Raw genomic sequence first — 16,651 nt, forward strand, 5'->3', positions numbered from 1 at the left:
GGGAATTAATTTCCCCTGCTATGAAGGAGTAATAATGGTTTTAAGTCAATATCAACGTGCTGTAGGCGTATTTACTCATCGTCGAGATGCAGAACAGGCGCTACATGAATTGAGAGATTCTGGCTTGGCGATGGAAAAAGTATCTGTAATTGTCCAGAATCCAGACCGCAATCATCAGATAGGCGATGATGAAATTAAAGAGCGCACTGGTGATAAAGCCGACGAAGGTGCAACTGTAGGAGGGCTTTCAGGGGGCGCTGTTGGTGGGTTAACTGGTTTATTAGTAGGTCTTGGTACTTTAGCAATCCCTGGAGTTGGGCCAATAATGCTGGCTGGCGCGGCTGCAACTGCTTTGGTTACAACCCTTGTTGGTGCAAGTATTGGTGCTGCTACTGGCACTTTTGCTGGTGCGCTAGTTGGTTGGGGAATATCAGAAGAGAAAGCTAGAGCATATAACGAGCGAGTAGAGCATGGACACTATTTTATAATCGTAGATTGTACATCTTTTGAAATTGCTAAAGTAGAAGCAATTCTACACCGTTGGGGTATTGAAGAGTTTGGCATTTACGAGCCTCTTAATAGTGAGCAATTACCGACAAATTATCTGACCACAACAACTTCTCCGACTGCCATGCTAACTAAAAATGGAATTTTAATGAAATATGCTATTAGTTGCTTTGATAATATAAATAATGTTCAAGCTGCAATTAACGATATGTATGTGGCAGGTTTTACATCAAACCAGATTTCCTTAATTTGCAAAGATTTTTCTCAATTTATTGGCTTAAATGGTGTTAATTTGAGCGAGCGATTTGACGCTATGAGGCTAGGAATACCAGATGATTGGGCACGCTTTTATAATGAGCAAGTTGAGGAGGGAAATTATATACTCATTATTAGCGGTACAGACAATGAGCTTGAACAAGCTAAGTTGATTGTGGGTAATTATGGGGTTCAAGAATTTCAAATTTATGACCCAATGTTAATCCGTTCTTGAAGACTTGTACCGGAAAATTTCATAATTTTTTCATGACAAAGAAATATAAAGAAATACTTTCAGAATCTTCCGGTCTTTAGCTGTTGCAGGTTATAAGTCAAACATAAAATGGAATATTTCAAGGTTGTCAGAAGAGACAATACTTTTTATGAATATTGCGCCCGGAAACTGGGCGAATATGTTGGCATATATAGCGTATTGCAGGTAAATGAAGTACACGGGTAGGGGCACAACATGTTGTGCCCCTACGATGATCTGTACCTCACGCCTGTTGCAATCTGCTGTATATCTACTGTGGGCTTCACAACACAAACTTTTAGTGATGCAGTTGTGACAGAAGCGTTGGATGGCTGATCCATTCGGTTCTAGGTAGATGCCCTTGTAATAGACGCGATGAATCGCCGTCTCTACAATAGTCAGTGATTTATCGCGTCTTTACGATCTAGAATTTCCATCAAAAAACCTTAACCGAACCGTATTCATCGAACTACCTATTTTTTTTCAGTTCGTGCATACTTCTCACAACCTTTGTTACTAAATTTCTGGGTGTAAATCTGACGCTTTCAGTCAATAACTTATTTCTCATCCCAGGAATAACAACAGTTTTATTTTTCATTAAGCCCCGATAACCAATATTAGCAACGGTTTCCGTATCCATCATTCTGTTAACGCTAGCAATCTTGGAATTTTCCATTGCAGCAGTTTGTTGAAATTCCGTTGCTGTTGGCCCTGGACAAAGAACAGTCACGCTGACACCAGTGCCTTCTAATTCATTAGCGATCGCTTCTGAAAATGATAACACATAGGCTTTAGTAGCAAAATACACTGCCATTAGAGGCCCTGGTTGAAAAGCTGCTGCTGAGGCGACATTTAAGATTTTTCCATAGTCTTGCTCGATCATATCCTTGAGAAATAACTTTGTTAAATGAGTCAAAGTCACCATATTTACCTGGAGCATTTGCAGTTCAAGGCTGAGGTTTGTTTCGGTAAATGCTCCATAAGTACCAAAGCCAGCATTGTTAACCAGCACATCAACTTTAATTGATTCTTGCTGGAGTTCAGTAAAAATTTCTTCTGGAGATGTTGGGATAGATAAATCCTTAACCAAAATTTTCACAAAAATACCAAACTTTTGCGGAAATTCACCTACGATTTCAGTAAGTTTTTGTTCATTCTTATCGACTAACACCAGATTATAACCATGTCGAGCAAAAATCTGGGTTAATTGATAGCCTATCCCACTAGCGGCTCCTGTAATTAGGGCAGTTTTTTTTTGCCGACTTTCAGATGTTTTATTCATGCTAGAAAAATGGCGAAGGTGAGTTAATTAATTTAAGTTTTATAAATTTAGCTATAGCAATATATAATGTTTGTTATAGCTATTTTTATGCAGACAATAAATGATGCTATCCACCTGAAACTAGTATGCTTTAATCAAGCATAAGAGGCGTAAATATAAAAATCTGTATCTATATAAACAAGAGCAAAAATATTTACTAAGATAATTGGCATTTAACTTGCATCATCAGGGCGGGCAAGATGCCCACCCTACAAGACATTGATAAAATTTTAATATGCAAATTAAATGTGTTTTAGCTTATTGTCATTAATGCCACAACATAATTCCGTTACTATAAATGATGTGCAAGCAGCACAAGAGCGAATTTTGGGAATTGCCCACCGCACCCCAGTACTAACTTCTAGAATCGTTAACGATCGCACCAATAGCCAAGTATTCTTTAAGTGCGAGAACTTTCAACGCACGGGGGCATTTAAATTTAGAGGCGCGTACAATGCCCTAACGCAACTATCGGTAGCCCAAAAACAAACAGGCGTTATCACCTTTTCATCAGGAAATCATGCCCAAGCGATCGCTCTAGCTGGCAAAATCCTCAATATTCCCACCACCATTGTCATGCCTGATGATGCACCTATTGTCAAACAAGCTGCGACTCGTGATTATGGTGCAGAGATAATTTTATACAATCGCCAGGAGACAAACCGAGAAGAATTAGCCCAAAGTTTAGCAAGCGATCGCTCTTTGACACTCATTCCCCCTTACGATCATCCCCATGTAATCGCTGGACAGGGGACAACTACCTTAGAACTGATCCAAGAAGTTGGTGAATTGGACTTGCTATTAGTTTGTTGTGGTGGTGGCGGATTACTTTCAGGATGTGCGATCGCAGCCAAAGCACTTTTACCCAATTGTAAAGTAATCGGGGTAGAACCAGCACTTGCCGATGATGCTACCCGCTCTTTTCTCACCAAAACCCTGCAAACTGTGAAAAATCCTGATACTATCGCCGATGGTGCGCGGACTCCTAGCCTTGGTAAAATTACTTTCCCTTTAGTGCTGCATTACGTCGATGATATGGTGACGGTATCTGAAGAAGCGATTCTTCGCACGATGTTTTTCTTGTGGGAACGTCTGAAAATTGTCGTTGAACCCACCGGAGTCCTCGCTGCAGCAGCCTTACTCGAAGGTGTAGTGACAGCACCAGAGTCAAGGATTGGTGTCATCATCAGTGGTGGAAATGTAGACTTGGCGCAAGTTGGTAAATTATTTTCTGGGAGATTGAAAAGTTAAATTTTCAATTGATCTTCTTGCTCAAGGCTGGACAAATGACGAAATTCTCCGCAACTACCCTGGTATTATCCTTGAAGATATTCAAGCTTCTTTAGGCTATGCTAACTAGTGCCAGTCTTAAAGCTGAAAAAGTTTTCGAGCCTATCCGAATGCGAATCATCTGAAAAGATTGTTGATGATAACATTTCTAACTTTTGGCAGTATTTAATATATATGGTTCCCATAAAGACTGTTATCAAAAATTCAGAGCAAGTCACTCGGTTGTTTTCTAATCTCGAATTTGATGGAAAAAAGCTGAATCATCAACCGGGTAGCGTTTTGGGAAGTACTGCATTGATTGCGGGAACCACTGTTGGGGCGGGGATTCTCGCTCTACCAGCCGTCACCATGCCATCTGGGATTGTGCCATCTACATCTGGATTGATTGCTGTTTGGCTCTACGCTTTAGTTTCCGGGTTATTGGTTGCAGATGTTACTTTAAACACGATGCGAACAGAAGGGCGTGCAAGTATCGGTTTTTTGGGAATTGTTGAGAAAATCCTTGGTAAAATGGGAGCGCGAATGGCAGGCGGCGCATATTTATTCATGCATTATGCTCTTTTGGTGGCATACATTACCGAAGGTGGAGAGATTTTAGCTTATACGGCAGCAAAAATCGGAGGTGTACATATATCTACGTGGATGGGAACAACAACTTTCACGTTTTTATTTGGTGGCATTATGTATCTTGGGCGAGAAAAGTTTATTGAAAAATTAAACAGCGTCTTTGTCGGTATTGTCATCGTTTCCTTCTTGGGATTATTGTTTTTGGCGAGTAGACATATTCAGAGTACCCAACTGTTATTTCAAAATTGGAGTGCCCTTGGTAGTGCCATCTCAGTCATGTCTGTGGCGCTATTTTTTCAAAACGTTGTGCCTCTGGTTGTAACCCAACTCGAAGGCGATGCCCGCAAAATTCGTCAGTCTATCTTTATGGGTTCTGTGATTCCTCTAATTATGTTCTTGGCATGGAATGCCGTAATTTTAGGAAGCGTCACTCCCGATATGCTACATAGTGCATCTGGCGATAAAACTGTTTTTAATCCACTGCAAATTTTAAGAGCAGGTGGGGGGGGAGAATGGTTAGGAGTGCTAGTATCCATTTTTTCAGAGTTTGCGATCGCTACATCATTCATTGGATTTGTCTACGGTTTGCTGGATTTGTTCAAAGATATTTTCTCCATTACACAAAGTAAATTTTCTAGTCGCCTCCCCTTATATTCCCTGGTTCTTTTCCCTCCAATGACTCTGGGGACGCTCAATCCCAGCATCTTTTTTACTGCTCTAGATTACACTGGGACGTTCAGTATTTCAGTTCTGGGTGGAATTATTCCAGCGTTAATGAGTTGGAAGCAACGTCAAGAACAAGAAAATTCAGATAGTACAAATCAACCACTCATGCCTGGTGGAAAGGTGACGCTGATTGTAATGATTGCAGTGGCATTAGCGATGATGGGAAGACAAATTTTATCAATTAACTAAAAATATTGATGTAATACTTTCTATATGCACTTGTAGTATATTCTCTGCCAAGCACAATCTTATGAGTGATACTCGCCTCGTCAAAATCAGCAAATATCTCAGCAAATATCTACGACACACACCGGATGCAATTGGAATTAAACTTGCTCCTAATGGCTGGATTGCTGTTGATGAACTACTTACCGCTTGTGCTAAAAACAAATTTCCGATTACCCGTCAAGAATTAGAGGCGGTAGTTGAATCCAGCGATAAACAACGCTTTTCTTTTGATTCAACAGGTACTCTAATTCGTGCTAACCAAGGACATAGTATAAAAGTCGATTTACAATTAGAATCTGTTGCTCCTCCAAATCAGCTTTATCACGGTACAGGAAGCAAATCTGTAGAGGCAATTCTGCAAACGGGACTTTGCAAAATGTCACGACATCATGTCCATTTATCGAAGGATATTGCAACAGCACAAACTGTTGGTGCAAGACATGGAAAAGCAGTGGTTTTTGCTGTAAATACTGCGGCAATGTATCAGGCAGGTTATATTTTTTATTGCTCTGCTAATGGTGTTTGGTTAGTAGATCGTGTGCCACCTGAGTATATACAAAGAATTTGATTTTTTATGTTAATTAAAAAGTCAGCAGAAGGGCACGGTAGTGCCCATACGGGTGTATCTCACTCAACTGAGAACCGCTATAAGCGATCGCTGTACACATCATCAAAAAACAAAAAAAATCGCACTGACTGGAATTAAAAAAAGCGATCGCACTTTCTTGGACAAGATAAGCGATCGCTCTACATATCATCGAAAAAAATAACGATTGTTTATGGAGTACTCGTGTATTTTAGTACTCCATCAATGTTTTCGATTCCATTGATATTAGTAGCAGTTTGTACAAATTGACCATTTATCTTGCGGCATTGACCGGAAATTTGCGCTCCTGCAACAGAAGTACCCGCACAAGAGAGGTTAAAATTAGCTGTTTTTTGAGGATCAAGAACCTTGAGAGTACCATCAATATTTTCAATTCCTTTCAAAGTGATGGCAGTATTGTTGGGTGATTGATCCCGTTTTCTGCAAATAGCTGATAATACATTGTCCCGAAGAGAAATATTTGAGCAGGTTTGTTGATAACTACTTGGAGCGGCTACAGCAGTCAAGGGACTAGCAATCAGTGAAATACAAAAAACAAAGATCAAAGCTGCGATCGCATTAATCAATTTACCTAATTTCATTTGAAACACTCCAGATATTGCAGAACTTTTATGTAGAGATTAAGGTTTCTTTTTTATCTCTATACTTTAAGACGATCTCAGTCACCAATTTTGGAATTTTTCGAGTTAGAGGCATTTTTCGTCTAAATAAATCCACCCACTCAAACCAGACTCAAGGACAATAATTCTTCTGCACCATCGCTTGTAAGCGTGCCAGAGTTTCCTCAACCTCCCCGCGAGCCGGATAAAACAATTGTTGACTCAAAGCACTGCCATAAACTGCGATCGCCTCGAAAGTATCCCCCAACCCTTCTAAGGCTCTCCCCTGCCAGTAATCAGCCATAGCTGAGTTAAATGACTTCAGTTCCTGGCTTCGCACACAAGCCTCTTCCCACCATCGGCGACTAAGGGCATCATTCCCTAGCCTTCGATAACTGTCTCCCAACCACACCGCAGCAGGTACAGATTGCAGATAACCCCCCGCTACTAGCAAAAACTGCCATCCTTTCTCCAAAGCCGCGATCGCTTCTTGATGTTTAAGCGCCAAAGCTAACACCCGCCCATGACGAAACCAAGCATCAGCTAATTGGGGTTGGAGTTGTATTCCCTTCGCAGAAACACTACACCCCCGCTCAATGTCTTGAAAGCTTTCTACCAAAACCCGCCCCACTGTTGCCCAAATACTCCACCGTTCAGGAAAACGCTCAAGCATCTCTTCTAGTAGGGGTTGTAATTCTTCTAATCGCCCAGCGACGGGTAAAATTTTACACAACGCCCGATAGATTTCACAATCGTTCGGATACAAACTATAAGCTTTCAGCATCATCTCAGCCGCCGCCTGATATTCTCCCGTGTGGAACAAGCACTGTCCATAGTAATACCAAGCGCTAGGATGATTTGGGTGTTGCTGGGCAAACTCTGCTAACACTCCTACCCCTTTCGCCCAATCACCCCGGTAGAGGTGATAATACGCGAGTGATTTGTAAGCTTCAGCAGCGTGAGGAGCCTGTCGCAGTGCAGAACCAATCAGCTTTTTAGTCTGCTTTCCTTCTTTACCTAATACCAATTTCATCCCGCAACGCTGATCTAATTGTCGTTGGAGTACCCGAAAATCATCGGGAGCTAAAGCGATCGCTCTACTTAGCTGTTCCCTAGCTCCTTGGAAGTCCCCCATTGCCATCAGTGCATCATAGCTATGAAGCAAGGCAACAATATCATCTGGATTGAGTGACAAAACCTGTGAGAAAGCTTCTAAAGCGCCAATTGGATCTTCTCTTCCCTTCTGCACTTGTCCCAATGCCAGCCAGTGAACGACTTTATCAGGTTCTAGATCAGCCGCAGCATCAAAAGCGCTGATTGCTTTCTGAATTTCATTTTTACAGACAGCAATTAATCCACCGATATGGTGCTGAGTTCCTTGATTACAAGATAATGCTAGGGCGCTCCCATATAGCTCTATAGCCTCTGCTTCTCGTTTCATTATCTGCAAAATTTTTCCAAGTTGTAGCCGCACATTGATTAATTGAGGCTGTCGCTCAAGTACTTGGCGATACTCTGCGATCGCTTCTTGCCAAATTCCCATTCCGTAGAGCAAATCAGCTAGTTCTAATCGTTTCTTCCACCCTTGGGGATACTTCTGGACATACTTAGTTAAAGTTTTCAGCTTTTGGTCTTGTCTACTTGGCTTTTCGTCTAATACCAAGTGAATATTTATGTCCACCCCAGAGGACTGGGAGGACTGTACCAAATATGTGGCAAGGTTTCCAACCATATCACGCTTACTTTATAATTGATTTCTTCGATGATGTTCTTTGTTGTTATTGCCGCTTCCCAATCAGAAATCGTGGTTTCATCAGTTTGGGATTCCATCATTGGAATTATCGATTTTAAAGATGGTGAGAGGGAATCTAAAGAAGTGTCATCTTCCCCCGCTAGATATTTGTTTAGCTGCTTTTGCAGAATGGTTTGCGCTTGTTTAACCCGTTTGCGAATATTGTCTTCAGAGAGGGACAGTTCCTTGGCAATGTCTCTGTAGGACTTGTCCTGACAATAGTGGAGGATAAAAGGGTCGCGCAATCTGGAGGGTAAGGACTCAATTTTGTGGTTTAGATATGCCCTTAGTTCATGACGGAAAATTTCTGATTCAGCAGATTCCAGGCTGCAACTGACTGCTGCATGAGCTACACATTGAATATCCTCAATGTTTTCCGTCCTTTCGCGCTGGCGTTTTCGATGAATATCGATGCAGAGGTTATGCGTTATTCGGCTCAACCAAGCTTTGGGATTAGTGATTTTCCCGGCATATTTTGGCCATTCATTCCAGGCTTTGAGCATTGCCTGACTGAGTGCATCTTCAGCATCTGTAGGATTACCACTCATCCAGCCTAAGCTACAACTGTAAAAATAATCTTGATATTGCGCCCATAACTGCCAAAAGTCGCGATCGCTCCCAGACAAACCCCGCGATCGCATTTGTTTTGACCATCGGTTCTCAGTTTCCAGCCCTGCTAAGGAAATAAAGGCTGTTTGCCCCAAAATTGCCTGCATCTACTACTTCCAGTTTAAAAGCTCAAACTCCTTTATTTATTCACTTTCAACCCGTACTAGAGTATCCGTATATTCACTGAATTAAATATAAAAATTAGTTAATTTCTATGAATCGCAATCTTTTTTGATTTCTGCAAGCTGCACACTCGTGACTTCCAGTCATGAGTTAAGCAATCCATATTCTGATACACTATATACATAGCGAAAACCAAGCTAACAGAACCACGACAACTAAAGATATGGGGTTCTACTGAGAAATGGGTACATTGTGCCGCATCCTTCTAGTAGGTAAAATCTTTAAGGTACTGAGGTTGAACATACTTTTAAGGTAGTTGTTCAAAAGTCGCCGCCGGTGCGTCGGAGACTCATCAAAACGCCTGTGGAGAACCCATAAGACCTGGAGCAATTTAGGCAGGGATCTATGAAGCAGGAATCGCGTGACTTTACGTCAATGCGAGGTTCAATACCAGCAATAGCGATCGCTCTAGGGGCAATTCATTGAAAGCGACGAGAAACTCCATCCCCTTGTGTGTGTACCGTGATAGTCGCCCCGTCGCTTGGGGCATTGGGCATTGGTAACTTCTTCCCCATGCCCCATCCCCTGTTCCCCATGCCCAAAAACTCCATCCCGCAAGTGGCGTGGAGTTTTTCATGAATTGCCCCTACCTGAAAATATGGTTTCGGCTATTACTTGCGTCAGTCCTAACAAATTTCCTAATCATAAAACTCGCCCCTGCTTTTGACATGAAAGCAGAGGCGACTATGACTTAAACTTTAATATGGGTCGCCCGGGATTCGAACCCGGAACTAATCGGTTAAAAGCCGAGTACTCTACCGTTGAGTTAGCGACCCTTTCGCTGCATTTCGCAACTTTGCCATCATAGCATATACATCCGTATATTTGTAAATGGGTTTAGAAAAAATTAGCCGTCAACCTTATAGATGCTGTATGGCTAGCTCCTGGTGCTAACACAGTCAGGTTATCACCAGTATTGAGAGAGTTCCGAGTGGCACTCCACGGTTCTAGACAGTAGAATTCTTTGCCCTTGACTGTCCAAAATACCAGCCAGGTAGAGAAATCATCATAATCCAAGGTGAGTTTTAACTTCCGGCTACGATCTATCGCAGTAGCCGATTTACTCGTTAGCTGTGCAAAGGCAAAATCAATTTCATCACGGCTAAAGTCAAAATTGCCATCAAAAGAGTGAAATTCCTTAGTTTGATTGTCTTGATACTGCTTAGAGGGAATTTCAATCTCTAGCTGAGTTTTATCACCACATAAAAAGTAGGGATGGAAACCAGCCGAAAAAGGCATTGGTGTGGACGACAGATTTTTATACTGCTGACGGACTTCTAGAGTATTACCTTGAAGTTCGTAGGTGAAAGCCAGTTGAAAATCAAAAGGATAAACTGCCTTAGTTTGCTCATTGCTATCAAGAACAACAGTGAGACTAGCTTTATCTCCAGTTTCTTGTTCTGTTGCTTTCCACGGCAATTCACGGGCAAAACCGTGTTGTTTGAGAGTATATTTTTGCCCGTCATGAGTGTAAGTATTATCTGGGAGATTGCCACAAATAGGAAACAAAATTGGATTTCCACCTCTGACACTCAAATCAGGATGAGTAAAGCGTTCAGTGTCCAGGTAGAAAATTTCTTGTCCTTTAATGCGCCAACGGGTGATGATCCCACCGCGTTCAGGTACAACTTCTAATTGAGAACTAGCGGCTTCGTCAGAAAGAATGTATGTCTTGTACTGTTGCTGTTGAACTGCAATGCTAAACACAAATTTTGATCCTAATTGGGGATTGGGAATTGGGGATTGGGCATTGGGCATTGGGAATTGGGGATTGGGAATTGGGAATTGGGGATTGGGGATTGGGAATTGGGGATTGGGGATTGGGAATTGAAAAAATTCGCCCTTGTCTCTTTTGTCTCCCCATTACCCATTACCCATTACCCATTACCCATTACCCATTACCCATTCCCCATTCCCTAGAATTTATTCATCTTCTGCAAACACGAAACGATATAACTCGCTTGGGTCTGGTTCGGGGCTGTCTTCGGCGAACTTAACTGCGTCGTCGATTACATCCTGAATTTTACGATCAATTGCTTTGATTTCTCCCTCATCCGCCAGATTTTGCTCCAGCAAATAAGCTGCCAACTTCTTAATAGGGTCACGGGCGAACCAAAATTCTTTCTCAGCTTTGCTTCGCATTTCATCGGGATCAGCCAAGGAGTGACCCCGGAAGCGGTAGGTAAGCGCCTCAATTAATGTTGGCCCTTCACCTGCACGGGCACGGGCTACAGCTTCTTGGGCCACGGCTCGGACTGCTAGTACATCCATGCCATCTACTTCCACGCCCACCATGTTAAACACACTGGCTTTTTTATAAATCTCAGGCTGGGAAGTCGCTCGTTCGTGAGACATCCCAATAGCCCACTTATTATTTTCGACTACAAACAGAATTGGCAGTTTCCATAAAGCTGCCATATTTAGTGTCTCGAAAAACTGACCGTTATTAGCTGCACCATCGCCGAAAAAGCAAGCTGTCACTTGGTCAGCGTTTTTATCTCCCAGGACTTCGCGGCGGTATTTACTTTGAAAAGCCGCTCCAGCTGCTACAGGAATTCCCTCAGCCACAAAAGCATAGCCACCCAGCAAGCGATGTTCCGCAGAAAACATGTGCATGGAACCACCGCGCCCTTTGCTGCAACCTGTGGCTTTGCCAAATAATTCTGCCATTACCTCTCTTGCTGGGACTCCCGCACTCAGAGCATGAACGTGGTCACGGTAAGTACTACAAACGTAATCTTCACCCGGTCGCATTGACTGCACAACACCACTGCAAACGGCTTCTTGACCGTTGTACAAATGGACAAAACCAAACATTTTGCCCCTGTAGTACATTTCAGCGCACTTGTCTTCAAACAAGCGCCCTAATACCATGTCCTCATAGAACCGTAACCCTTCTTCCTTTGTAATGTGCGTGGTAGCAGGATTAAATGCGGGTAATGTACGCTCTTGAATCATTATTTTTGAGTATCCGTGTTGTACAACTTAAAAGTTACGGTCTTAAATAAATTGGTCTGATAACACCTCAGCTTTTAACAGGCTAGCGTTTGCAAGACTCAACAATCAAACTTTATTTATGCACCAAAAAAGGATCTTAGGGAATAGCTGAATTTTTAATTTTTGATTTTTAACTTTTCAGCCCGTGCCCTGTGAGGATTTGACTCTAACGACAATATATTATGTCGCTTTGGGTTTTGCTCTCTCACTATTCCCCTTCATAGACTAGCAATCAAGATAGACTGCTTTCTGCATATCCATTAACAATTTAAAAAAAAGGAAGCAAAATCTATCTACCCAAATAAGTAATTGTAATTAAAAGTAAATTATGATATAGTCCTCTTTTAATGTTATCAGGGTCTAAACTCCAATAGTGGTATTTTAGTAACCGCCTACTGGGAAAGTCCCAAAAAAATCAATCATCAATAGATTTTTGCAGCCACAACATTTATGCCGTGATTAAAAGCGGTAGTTGTGGTTTGTGCTATCGAAGACTGATAATAGTCGTGTTAAACAAAAATACTAAGAATTAAGACAAACAATTGAGGCTTTCTAGGCGAAAGCAAAAAATTAGTACTAAAATGTGACTCAAAATTTGGGGAAGATACAAAACAAGTTGTTGCAATATACACTTGTAGAGTAAATTCTATGCCGCGTTTTTATGGCACGGTTTTACAGTCCTGGAAAGCTCTAGGTGAATTATGTTGATCGCGGTGCAGGGGAAGTAGGCTGTGCGAATTCCGCTAGATTACTACCGAATTTTAGGACTACCGTTAGCGGCAAGTGAAGAACAATTGCGACAGGCGTACAGCGATCGCATTGTACAATTGCCACGACGTGAGTTTTCTCAGGCTGCAATTTCTTCTCGTAAACAACTCATAGAAGAAGCTTACGTGGTTTTATCAGATCCAAAACAACGCAGTACCTACGATCAGCTTTATCTTGCCCATGCCTATGATCCTGATAACCTTGCTGCTGCCGCAGTAGCACTGGAAAATCGCACAGAAAGCACCAAAAGGGGCATTGACACCCAAAGTATGGGTATCGAAATTACCCAAGACGAATTAGTTGGTGCTTTATTGATTTTGCAAGAGTTGGGCGAATACGAACTTGTATTGAAACTAGGTCGTCCGTACCTGGTAAATAAAAATAGTGTTAAGAATGCCAGAAAAAGTAATAATTTAGCAGACGAAGAAATTTATGAAAGTGCTGAACATCCCGATGTTGTTCTCACTGTTGCCCTTGCTTGTCTAGAATTAGGTCGTGAACAGTGGCAGCAAGGTCACTATGAAAATGCCGCAATATCCCTAGAAACTGGTCAAGAACTGCTAGTACGCGAGGGGTTGTTCTCTAGTGTACAGGCAGAAATTCAGGCTGATCTTTACAAATTGCGACCATATCGAATTTTGGAATTGTTGGCACTACCTCAAGAAAAGACTGCCGAACGAAGCCAAGGCTTGGAATTATTACAAAATCTCTTAGAAGATCGTGGCGGCATTGATGGCACGAACAATGATGACTCTGGTTTAAACATAGATGACTTTTTGCGATTTATCCAGCAGTTACGCAACCACTTAACAGTCGCAGAGCAGCACAAATTATTTGAAGCTCAAAGCAAACGTTCTTCTGCTGTTGCCACTTACTTAGCTGTTTATGCCTTGATAGCGCGGGGATTTGCTCAACGGCAACCTGCTTTAATTCGTCAAGCAAGACAAATGCTCGTGCGTCTGGGCAAACGCCAAGATGTACATTTAGAACAATCGCTATGTGCATTACTCTTGGGACAAACTGAAGAAGCAACTCGTGTTTTAGAGCTTAGTCAGGAGTACGAAGCCTTAGCTTTTATTCGGGAAAAATCTCAAGATTCCCCAGATTTGTTACCAGGGCTGTGTCTATATGCAGAACAGTGGCTGCAACACGAAGTATTTCCCCATTTTCGAGATTTAGCAAACCAGCAAGCTTTCCTAAAAGATTACTTTGCTAATCAACAGGTACAAGCTTATTTAGAAGCTTTGCCAACTGATGCAGAAACAACTAATGAATGGGCTGTAATTAACCCTCAGTATTTTCCCCAGCCCAAGGCAAAGAATCCTCATTTTCACAACAATTCAACTAAGACTTCAGCGCAATTTAATCACAGCAGAACACCTAACCCAGATTTACCAGAAACACCACCAAGAGAAACGCCCGAATATCCAAATTTCTCACCACAGATGTGGAATTCGTCTGGAAGTATCAAATCAGACGTTCCTGCTGCTGAACGGATAAGCAGAGGTACTAATCAGCATTTGAACGGTTCAGCTAAGAGTGCTGCATCTAGTCATAGCCAAAAGCGTCGGCGGAGAAAACCCACTCCATCTGCTAGCCGAGAGCGTCTGCCAGATAATCGTCCTAGTTCTCGTCGTCCTCGGCGGCGGCGAACTTTTCCGAACACCATAGAAGGAAAAACACGGTTGGTATGGAGAGTGTTTATTTCTTTGGTGAGTATATTAGTTTTTTGGGTATTAGCCACAACAGCTTTTGCATGGTTAAAAAATCTGTTGTTTCCTCCACCTTCTCTGCATGATGTACAGTTGTTTGTACAGATAAATGAACCACCAGTATCTATTCCCGATCCAAAAAGTAAACCAGAATCAGAAGAAGGCTCTTTAACAAAGGTACAGGCAAGGGAAGTTATTAACACTTGGTTATCTACCAAAGCCACAGCTTTAGGCCCCAATCATGAGATTAATAATTTAGAGCAGATTTTAACTGGTTCAGCTTTATCTCAATGGCGGCTGATTGCTCAACAGAATAGGTCAGACAATCGCTATCGCAAGTACGAGCATAGTTTTAAGATAGAATCTGTTGAAAAAATTGGGCTATTTGCAAATCGTGCTGCCGTGGAAGCTACGGTGAAGGAAGTAACGCAGTTATATGAAAATGGTCAGTTTAAAAACTCTTCTAACGATAATTTGCGAGTTCGGTATGATTTGATTCGAGAACAAGGTAAATGGCATATTCAGAGTACATCTGTTGTGAATTAGATAATTAGATAAGTTTGAATTTTTAGGCGATGTCTACAGTTCGCCTACTGTTATATTTTCATTACTTAAGCTGATAACTCTACTAATTGAATATCCACAAGCGGAGTTAAGCTGTCGTGCATTTAATTTGCACAAATAGGGCGGGCAAGATGCCCACCCCACAAGAAATTTATTTTTTTGAGGATGCAAATTAAAGTATTTTCAGCTTAGTACCTCTCCAGTCCAGAGATTTTGTAATATTGTTTGTAATATTATTGGTTCAATCCAGTTAGAAAAATCCTCCATCCCTTCACGAGATTCACGATACTTGAAGCGAAATTGATATAAACCTGGATACAGTGGGCGAAAAACATAAATATCGTCAGATGGAAAAGGGATGTTAAAAGTTAATTTTCGGTCGCGCTTTTTCTTTCGATTCTGTATCCAAAAAAGAAAGGCATCACAAGTAAAAGTTACTGATTTTCCTGGCGCTACCAACATATAATCAGATTCAAGTGGTTGGTTAATTCGTTCTGAGTGCAAATAGGAGCGATCGCGTCAAAATTTCGGTAATCTCATCTACTGACTTTATATCTGTGCGTTCTATTGCTAGCTTACCGTAGATACCGATACCTAATTCAATTTTGCGATCGCTCAATTCAAATGTCGGTGTTCCATTAACGGGGACTGGACAACATCCTACGGCAGGTTTGCCGGAGGCATCATTCCATTGCCAAGGTAAACCAACGTGTTTTTTACACTCATTGAGATACTTCCATTAATTCTGCAACCAACCAGCCATCACACCAACTATCAAAAATACACCCATCGCCAAGCGGTAGAAAACAAAAATCAAGGTGCTGTGTTTTTCCAGGTAGCGCAGGAGTCCCCAAATTGCTGCAAAAGCGGAAATGCTGGCGGAGATTAAGCCTACCAACAAAGTCAACCAACCAGCCGTACTCAGTCCTGCTTTTGTCAGAGTATGGAGTTCTACAGCACCGGCCAAAATCACGGCTGGTAAGCCTAACAAAAAAGAAAATCGAGCAGATGTCTCCCGTTCCATGCCCAAAAATAACCCAGCAGTGAGGGTGGAACCAGAGCGAGAAACGCCAGGAATCAGGGCAAAAGCTTGAGCAACCCCTACCCAAATGCCATCCCAGAGGCTGAGGTTGTCGAAAGTGCGATCGCGTCCTCCACGTTTTTCGGCGATCGCTAGCAATCCTGACATAATAATTGAAGCTGCACCGATAACTACTAACCCTCGCATTGGTGAGTTACAAGCGTTAAGAATTGGTTTGAGTAGCACACCAGCTACAGCAATGGGCAAGGTTCCGATCAATAAGCCTAACATCAGTTGCAAAGAGCTAGATTGATAGTCTTGTCCGCTAATTGCTCTAACTGTCTCTCCGGTTAATTTTTTTAAGTCTTGCCAAAAATAGACTAAAACAGCTGTCAAGCTAGCTAACTGCATGGCTGCTGAAAAAGCAGATCCCGGATCTTTCAGTCCCAGTAGAGTTGGTACTATCCGCAAATGAGCAGTACTGCTAATTGGTAGTAGTTCTGTAATTCCCTGAACGATGCCTAAAATAATCACGTCAATCCAGCTAAGGTTAGCAAAGTCTAGATTCACTTCACTACCGTTGCCACAGACGGCATTCGCTACCATAAAAGAAAGCATCATGATATCAGGCGTAAATAATTTACTTTTAATC

At 41.9% G+C, this 16,651-nt stretch carries 16 protein-coding genes, 1 tRNA gene and 1 pseudogene; 7 read left to right on the forward strand and 11 right to left on the reverse strand.

Annotation, left to right across the window (positions count from 1 at the left end; genetic code table 11):
- Nucleotides 1–34 precede the first annotated feature (34 nt).
- Nucleotides 35–997: a hypothetical protein gene (locus V7K98_RS02445; protein WP_335019242.1), complete on the forward strand. Its 963-nt coding sequence runs from the start codon at nucleotides 35–37 to the stop codon at nucleotides 995–997.
- 487 nt (nucleotides 998–1,484) lie between these two features.
- Here the strand turns inward: V7K98_RS02445 and V7K98_RS02450 are convergent, their stop codons facing one another.
- Nucleotides 1,485–2,297: an SDR family NAD(P)-dependent oxidoreductase gene (locus V7K98_RS02450; RefSeq protein WP_335019243.1), complete on the reverse strand. Its 813-nt coding sequence runs from the start codon at nucleotides 2,295–2,297 to the stop codon at nucleotides 1,485–1,487.
- A gap of 309 nt (nucleotides 2,298–2,606) precedes the next feature.
- Here V7K98_RS02450 and V7K98_RS02455 point away from each other — a divergent pair, with 309 nt between their 5' ends.
- The 5 genes from V7K98_RS02455 (at nucleotide 2,607) to V7K98_RS02475 (ending at nucleotide 5,917) form a co-directional block, all read left to right on the forward strand.
- The gene (locus tag V7K98_RS02455; protein WP_335019244.1) at nucleotides 2,607–3,587 is read left to right on the forward strand and encodes a threo-3-hydroxy-L-aspartate ammonia-lyase; all 981 of its coding nucleotides are present in this window, start codon (nucleotides 2,607–2,609) and stop codon (nucleotides 3,585–3,587) included.
- A gap of 43 nt (nucleotides 3,588–3,630) precedes the next feature.
- Nucleotides 3,631–3,696, forward strand: a complete 66-nt coding sequence (locus tag V7K98_RS02460; protein ID WP_335019343.1) for a hypothetical protein — start codon at nucleotides 3,631–3,633, stop codon at nucleotides 3,694–3,696.
- 104 nt (nucleotides 3,697–3,800) lie between these two features.
- On the forward strand, nucleotides 3,801–5,108 hold the full coding sequence (locus V7K98_RS02465; protein ID WP_335019245.1) for an amino acid permease: 1,308 nt from the start codon (nucleotides 3,801–3,803) through the stop codon (nucleotides 5,106–5,108).
- Nucleotides 5,109–5,169: 61 nt separating this feature from the next.
- Nucleotides 5,170–5,715 carry an RNA 2'-phosphotransferase gene (locus V7K98_RS02470; RefSeq protein WP_335019246.1) on the forward strand — a complete coding sequence of 182 codons (546 nt, stop codon included), beginning with the start codon at nucleotides 5,170–5,172 and terminating at the stop codon, nucleotides 5,713–5,715.
- A gap of 40 nt (nucleotides 5,716–5,755) precedes the next feature.
- Nucleotides 5,756–5,917: a hypothetical protein gene (locus tag V7K98_RS02475; protein ID WP_335019247.1), complete on the forward strand. Its 162-nt coding sequence runs from the start codon at nucleotides 5,756–5,758 to the stop codon at nucleotides 5,915–5,917.
- 7 nt (nucleotides 5,918–5,924) lie between these two features.
- Here V7K98_RS02475 and V7K98_RS02480 read toward each other — a convergent pair whose 3' ends face one another.
- From V7K98_RS02480 to pdhA, 8 genes are all read right to left on the reverse strand, one after another.
- Entirely contained in the window at nucleotides 5,925–6,335 is a 411-nt protein-coding gene (locus V7K98_RS02480; RefSeq protein ID WP_335019248.1) for a CVNH domain-containing protein, read from the reverse strand.
- Between the two features lie 151 nt (nucleotides 6,336–6,486).
- Nucleotides 6,487–8,085 carry a tetratricopeptide repeat protein gene (locus V7K98_RS02485; protein ID WP_335019249.1) on the reverse strand — a complete coding sequence of 533 codons (1,599 nt, stop codon included), beginning with the start codon at nucleotides 8,083–8,085 and terminating at the stop codon, nucleotides 6,487–6,489.
- Complete coding sequence (locus V7K98_RS02490; RefSeq protein ID WP_335019250.1) at nucleotides 8,025–8,861, reverse strand: RNA polymerase sigma factor; 837 nt, start codon at nucleotides 8,859–8,861, stop codon at nucleotides 8,025–8,027. Before V7K98_RS02490 ends, V7K98_RS02485 begins: the two co-directional genes overlap by 61 nt.
- A 443-nt stretch (nucleotides 8,862–9,304) precedes the next feature.
- Nucleotides 9,305–9,514 (reverse strand): hypothetical protein, encoded by a 210-nt coding sequence (locus V7K98_RS02495; protein WP_335019251.1) that lies wholly within the window; start codon nucleotides 9,512–9,514, stop codon nucleotides 9,305–9,307.
- A gap of 127 nt (nucleotides 9,515–9,641) precedes the next feature.
- Nucleotides 9,642–9,713, reverse strand: a tRNA-Lys gene (locus V7K98_RS02500).
- 61 nt (nucleotides 9,714–9,774) lie between these two features.
- Complete coding sequence (locus V7K98_RS02505) at nucleotides 9,775–10,644, reverse strand: aldose epimerase family protein (RefSeq protein WP_335019344.1); 870 nt, start codon at nucleotides 10,642–10,644, stop codon at nucleotides 9,775–9,777.
- Nucleotides 10,645–10,655: 11 nt separating this feature from the next.
- Nucleotides 10,656–10,808, reverse strand: coding sequence for a hypothetical protein (locus V7K98_RS02510; RefSeq protein WP_335019252.1), 153 nt, complete (start codon nucleotides 10,806–10,808; stop codon nucleotides 10,656–10,658).
- A 52-nt stretch (nucleotides 10,809–10,860) separates the two neighbouring features.
- Nucleotides 10,861–11,895: a pyruvate dehydrogenase (acetyl-transferring) E1 component subunit alpha gene (gene pdhA, locus V7K98_RS02515; protein WP_335019253.1), complete on the reverse strand. Its 1,035-nt coding sequence runs from the start codon at nucleotides 11,893–11,895 to the stop codon at nucleotides 10,861–10,863.
- Nucleotides 11,896–12,665: 770 nt separating this feature from the next.
- Here pdhA and V7K98_RS02520 point away from each other — a divergent pair.
- Nucleotides 12,666–14,960, forward strand: coding sequence for an IMS domain-containing protein (locus V7K98_RS02520; protein ID WP_335019254.1), 2,295 nt, complete (start codon nucleotides 12,666–12,668; stop codon nucleotides 14,958–14,960).
- Between the two features lie 502 nt (nucleotides 14,961–15,462).
- Here V7K98_RS02520 and V7K98_RS02525 read toward each other — a convergent pair.
- Both V7K98_RS02525 and V7K98_RS02530 read right to left on the reverse strand, forming a co-directional pair.
- A pseudogene (locus tag V7K98_RS02525) lies at nucleotides 15,463–15,633 on the reverse strand (dihydroxyacetone kinase subunit DhaK); the annotation flags it as partial.
- Between the two features lie 84 nt (nucleotides 15,634–15,717).
- Complete coding sequence (locus V7K98_RS02530; protein WP_335019256.1) at nucleotides 15,718–16,620, reverse strand: undecaprenyl-diphosphate phosphatase; 903 nt, start codon at nucleotides 16,618–16,620, stop codon at nucleotides 15,718–15,720.
- Between the last annotated feature and the right edge of the window lie 31 nt (nucleotides 16,621–16,651).

Source organism: Nostoc sp. (assembly GCF_036917435.1).
In the GTDB taxonomy this organism is placed as follows: Bacteria; Cyanobacteriota; Cyanobacteriia; order Cyanobacteriales; family Nostocaceae; genus Nostoc.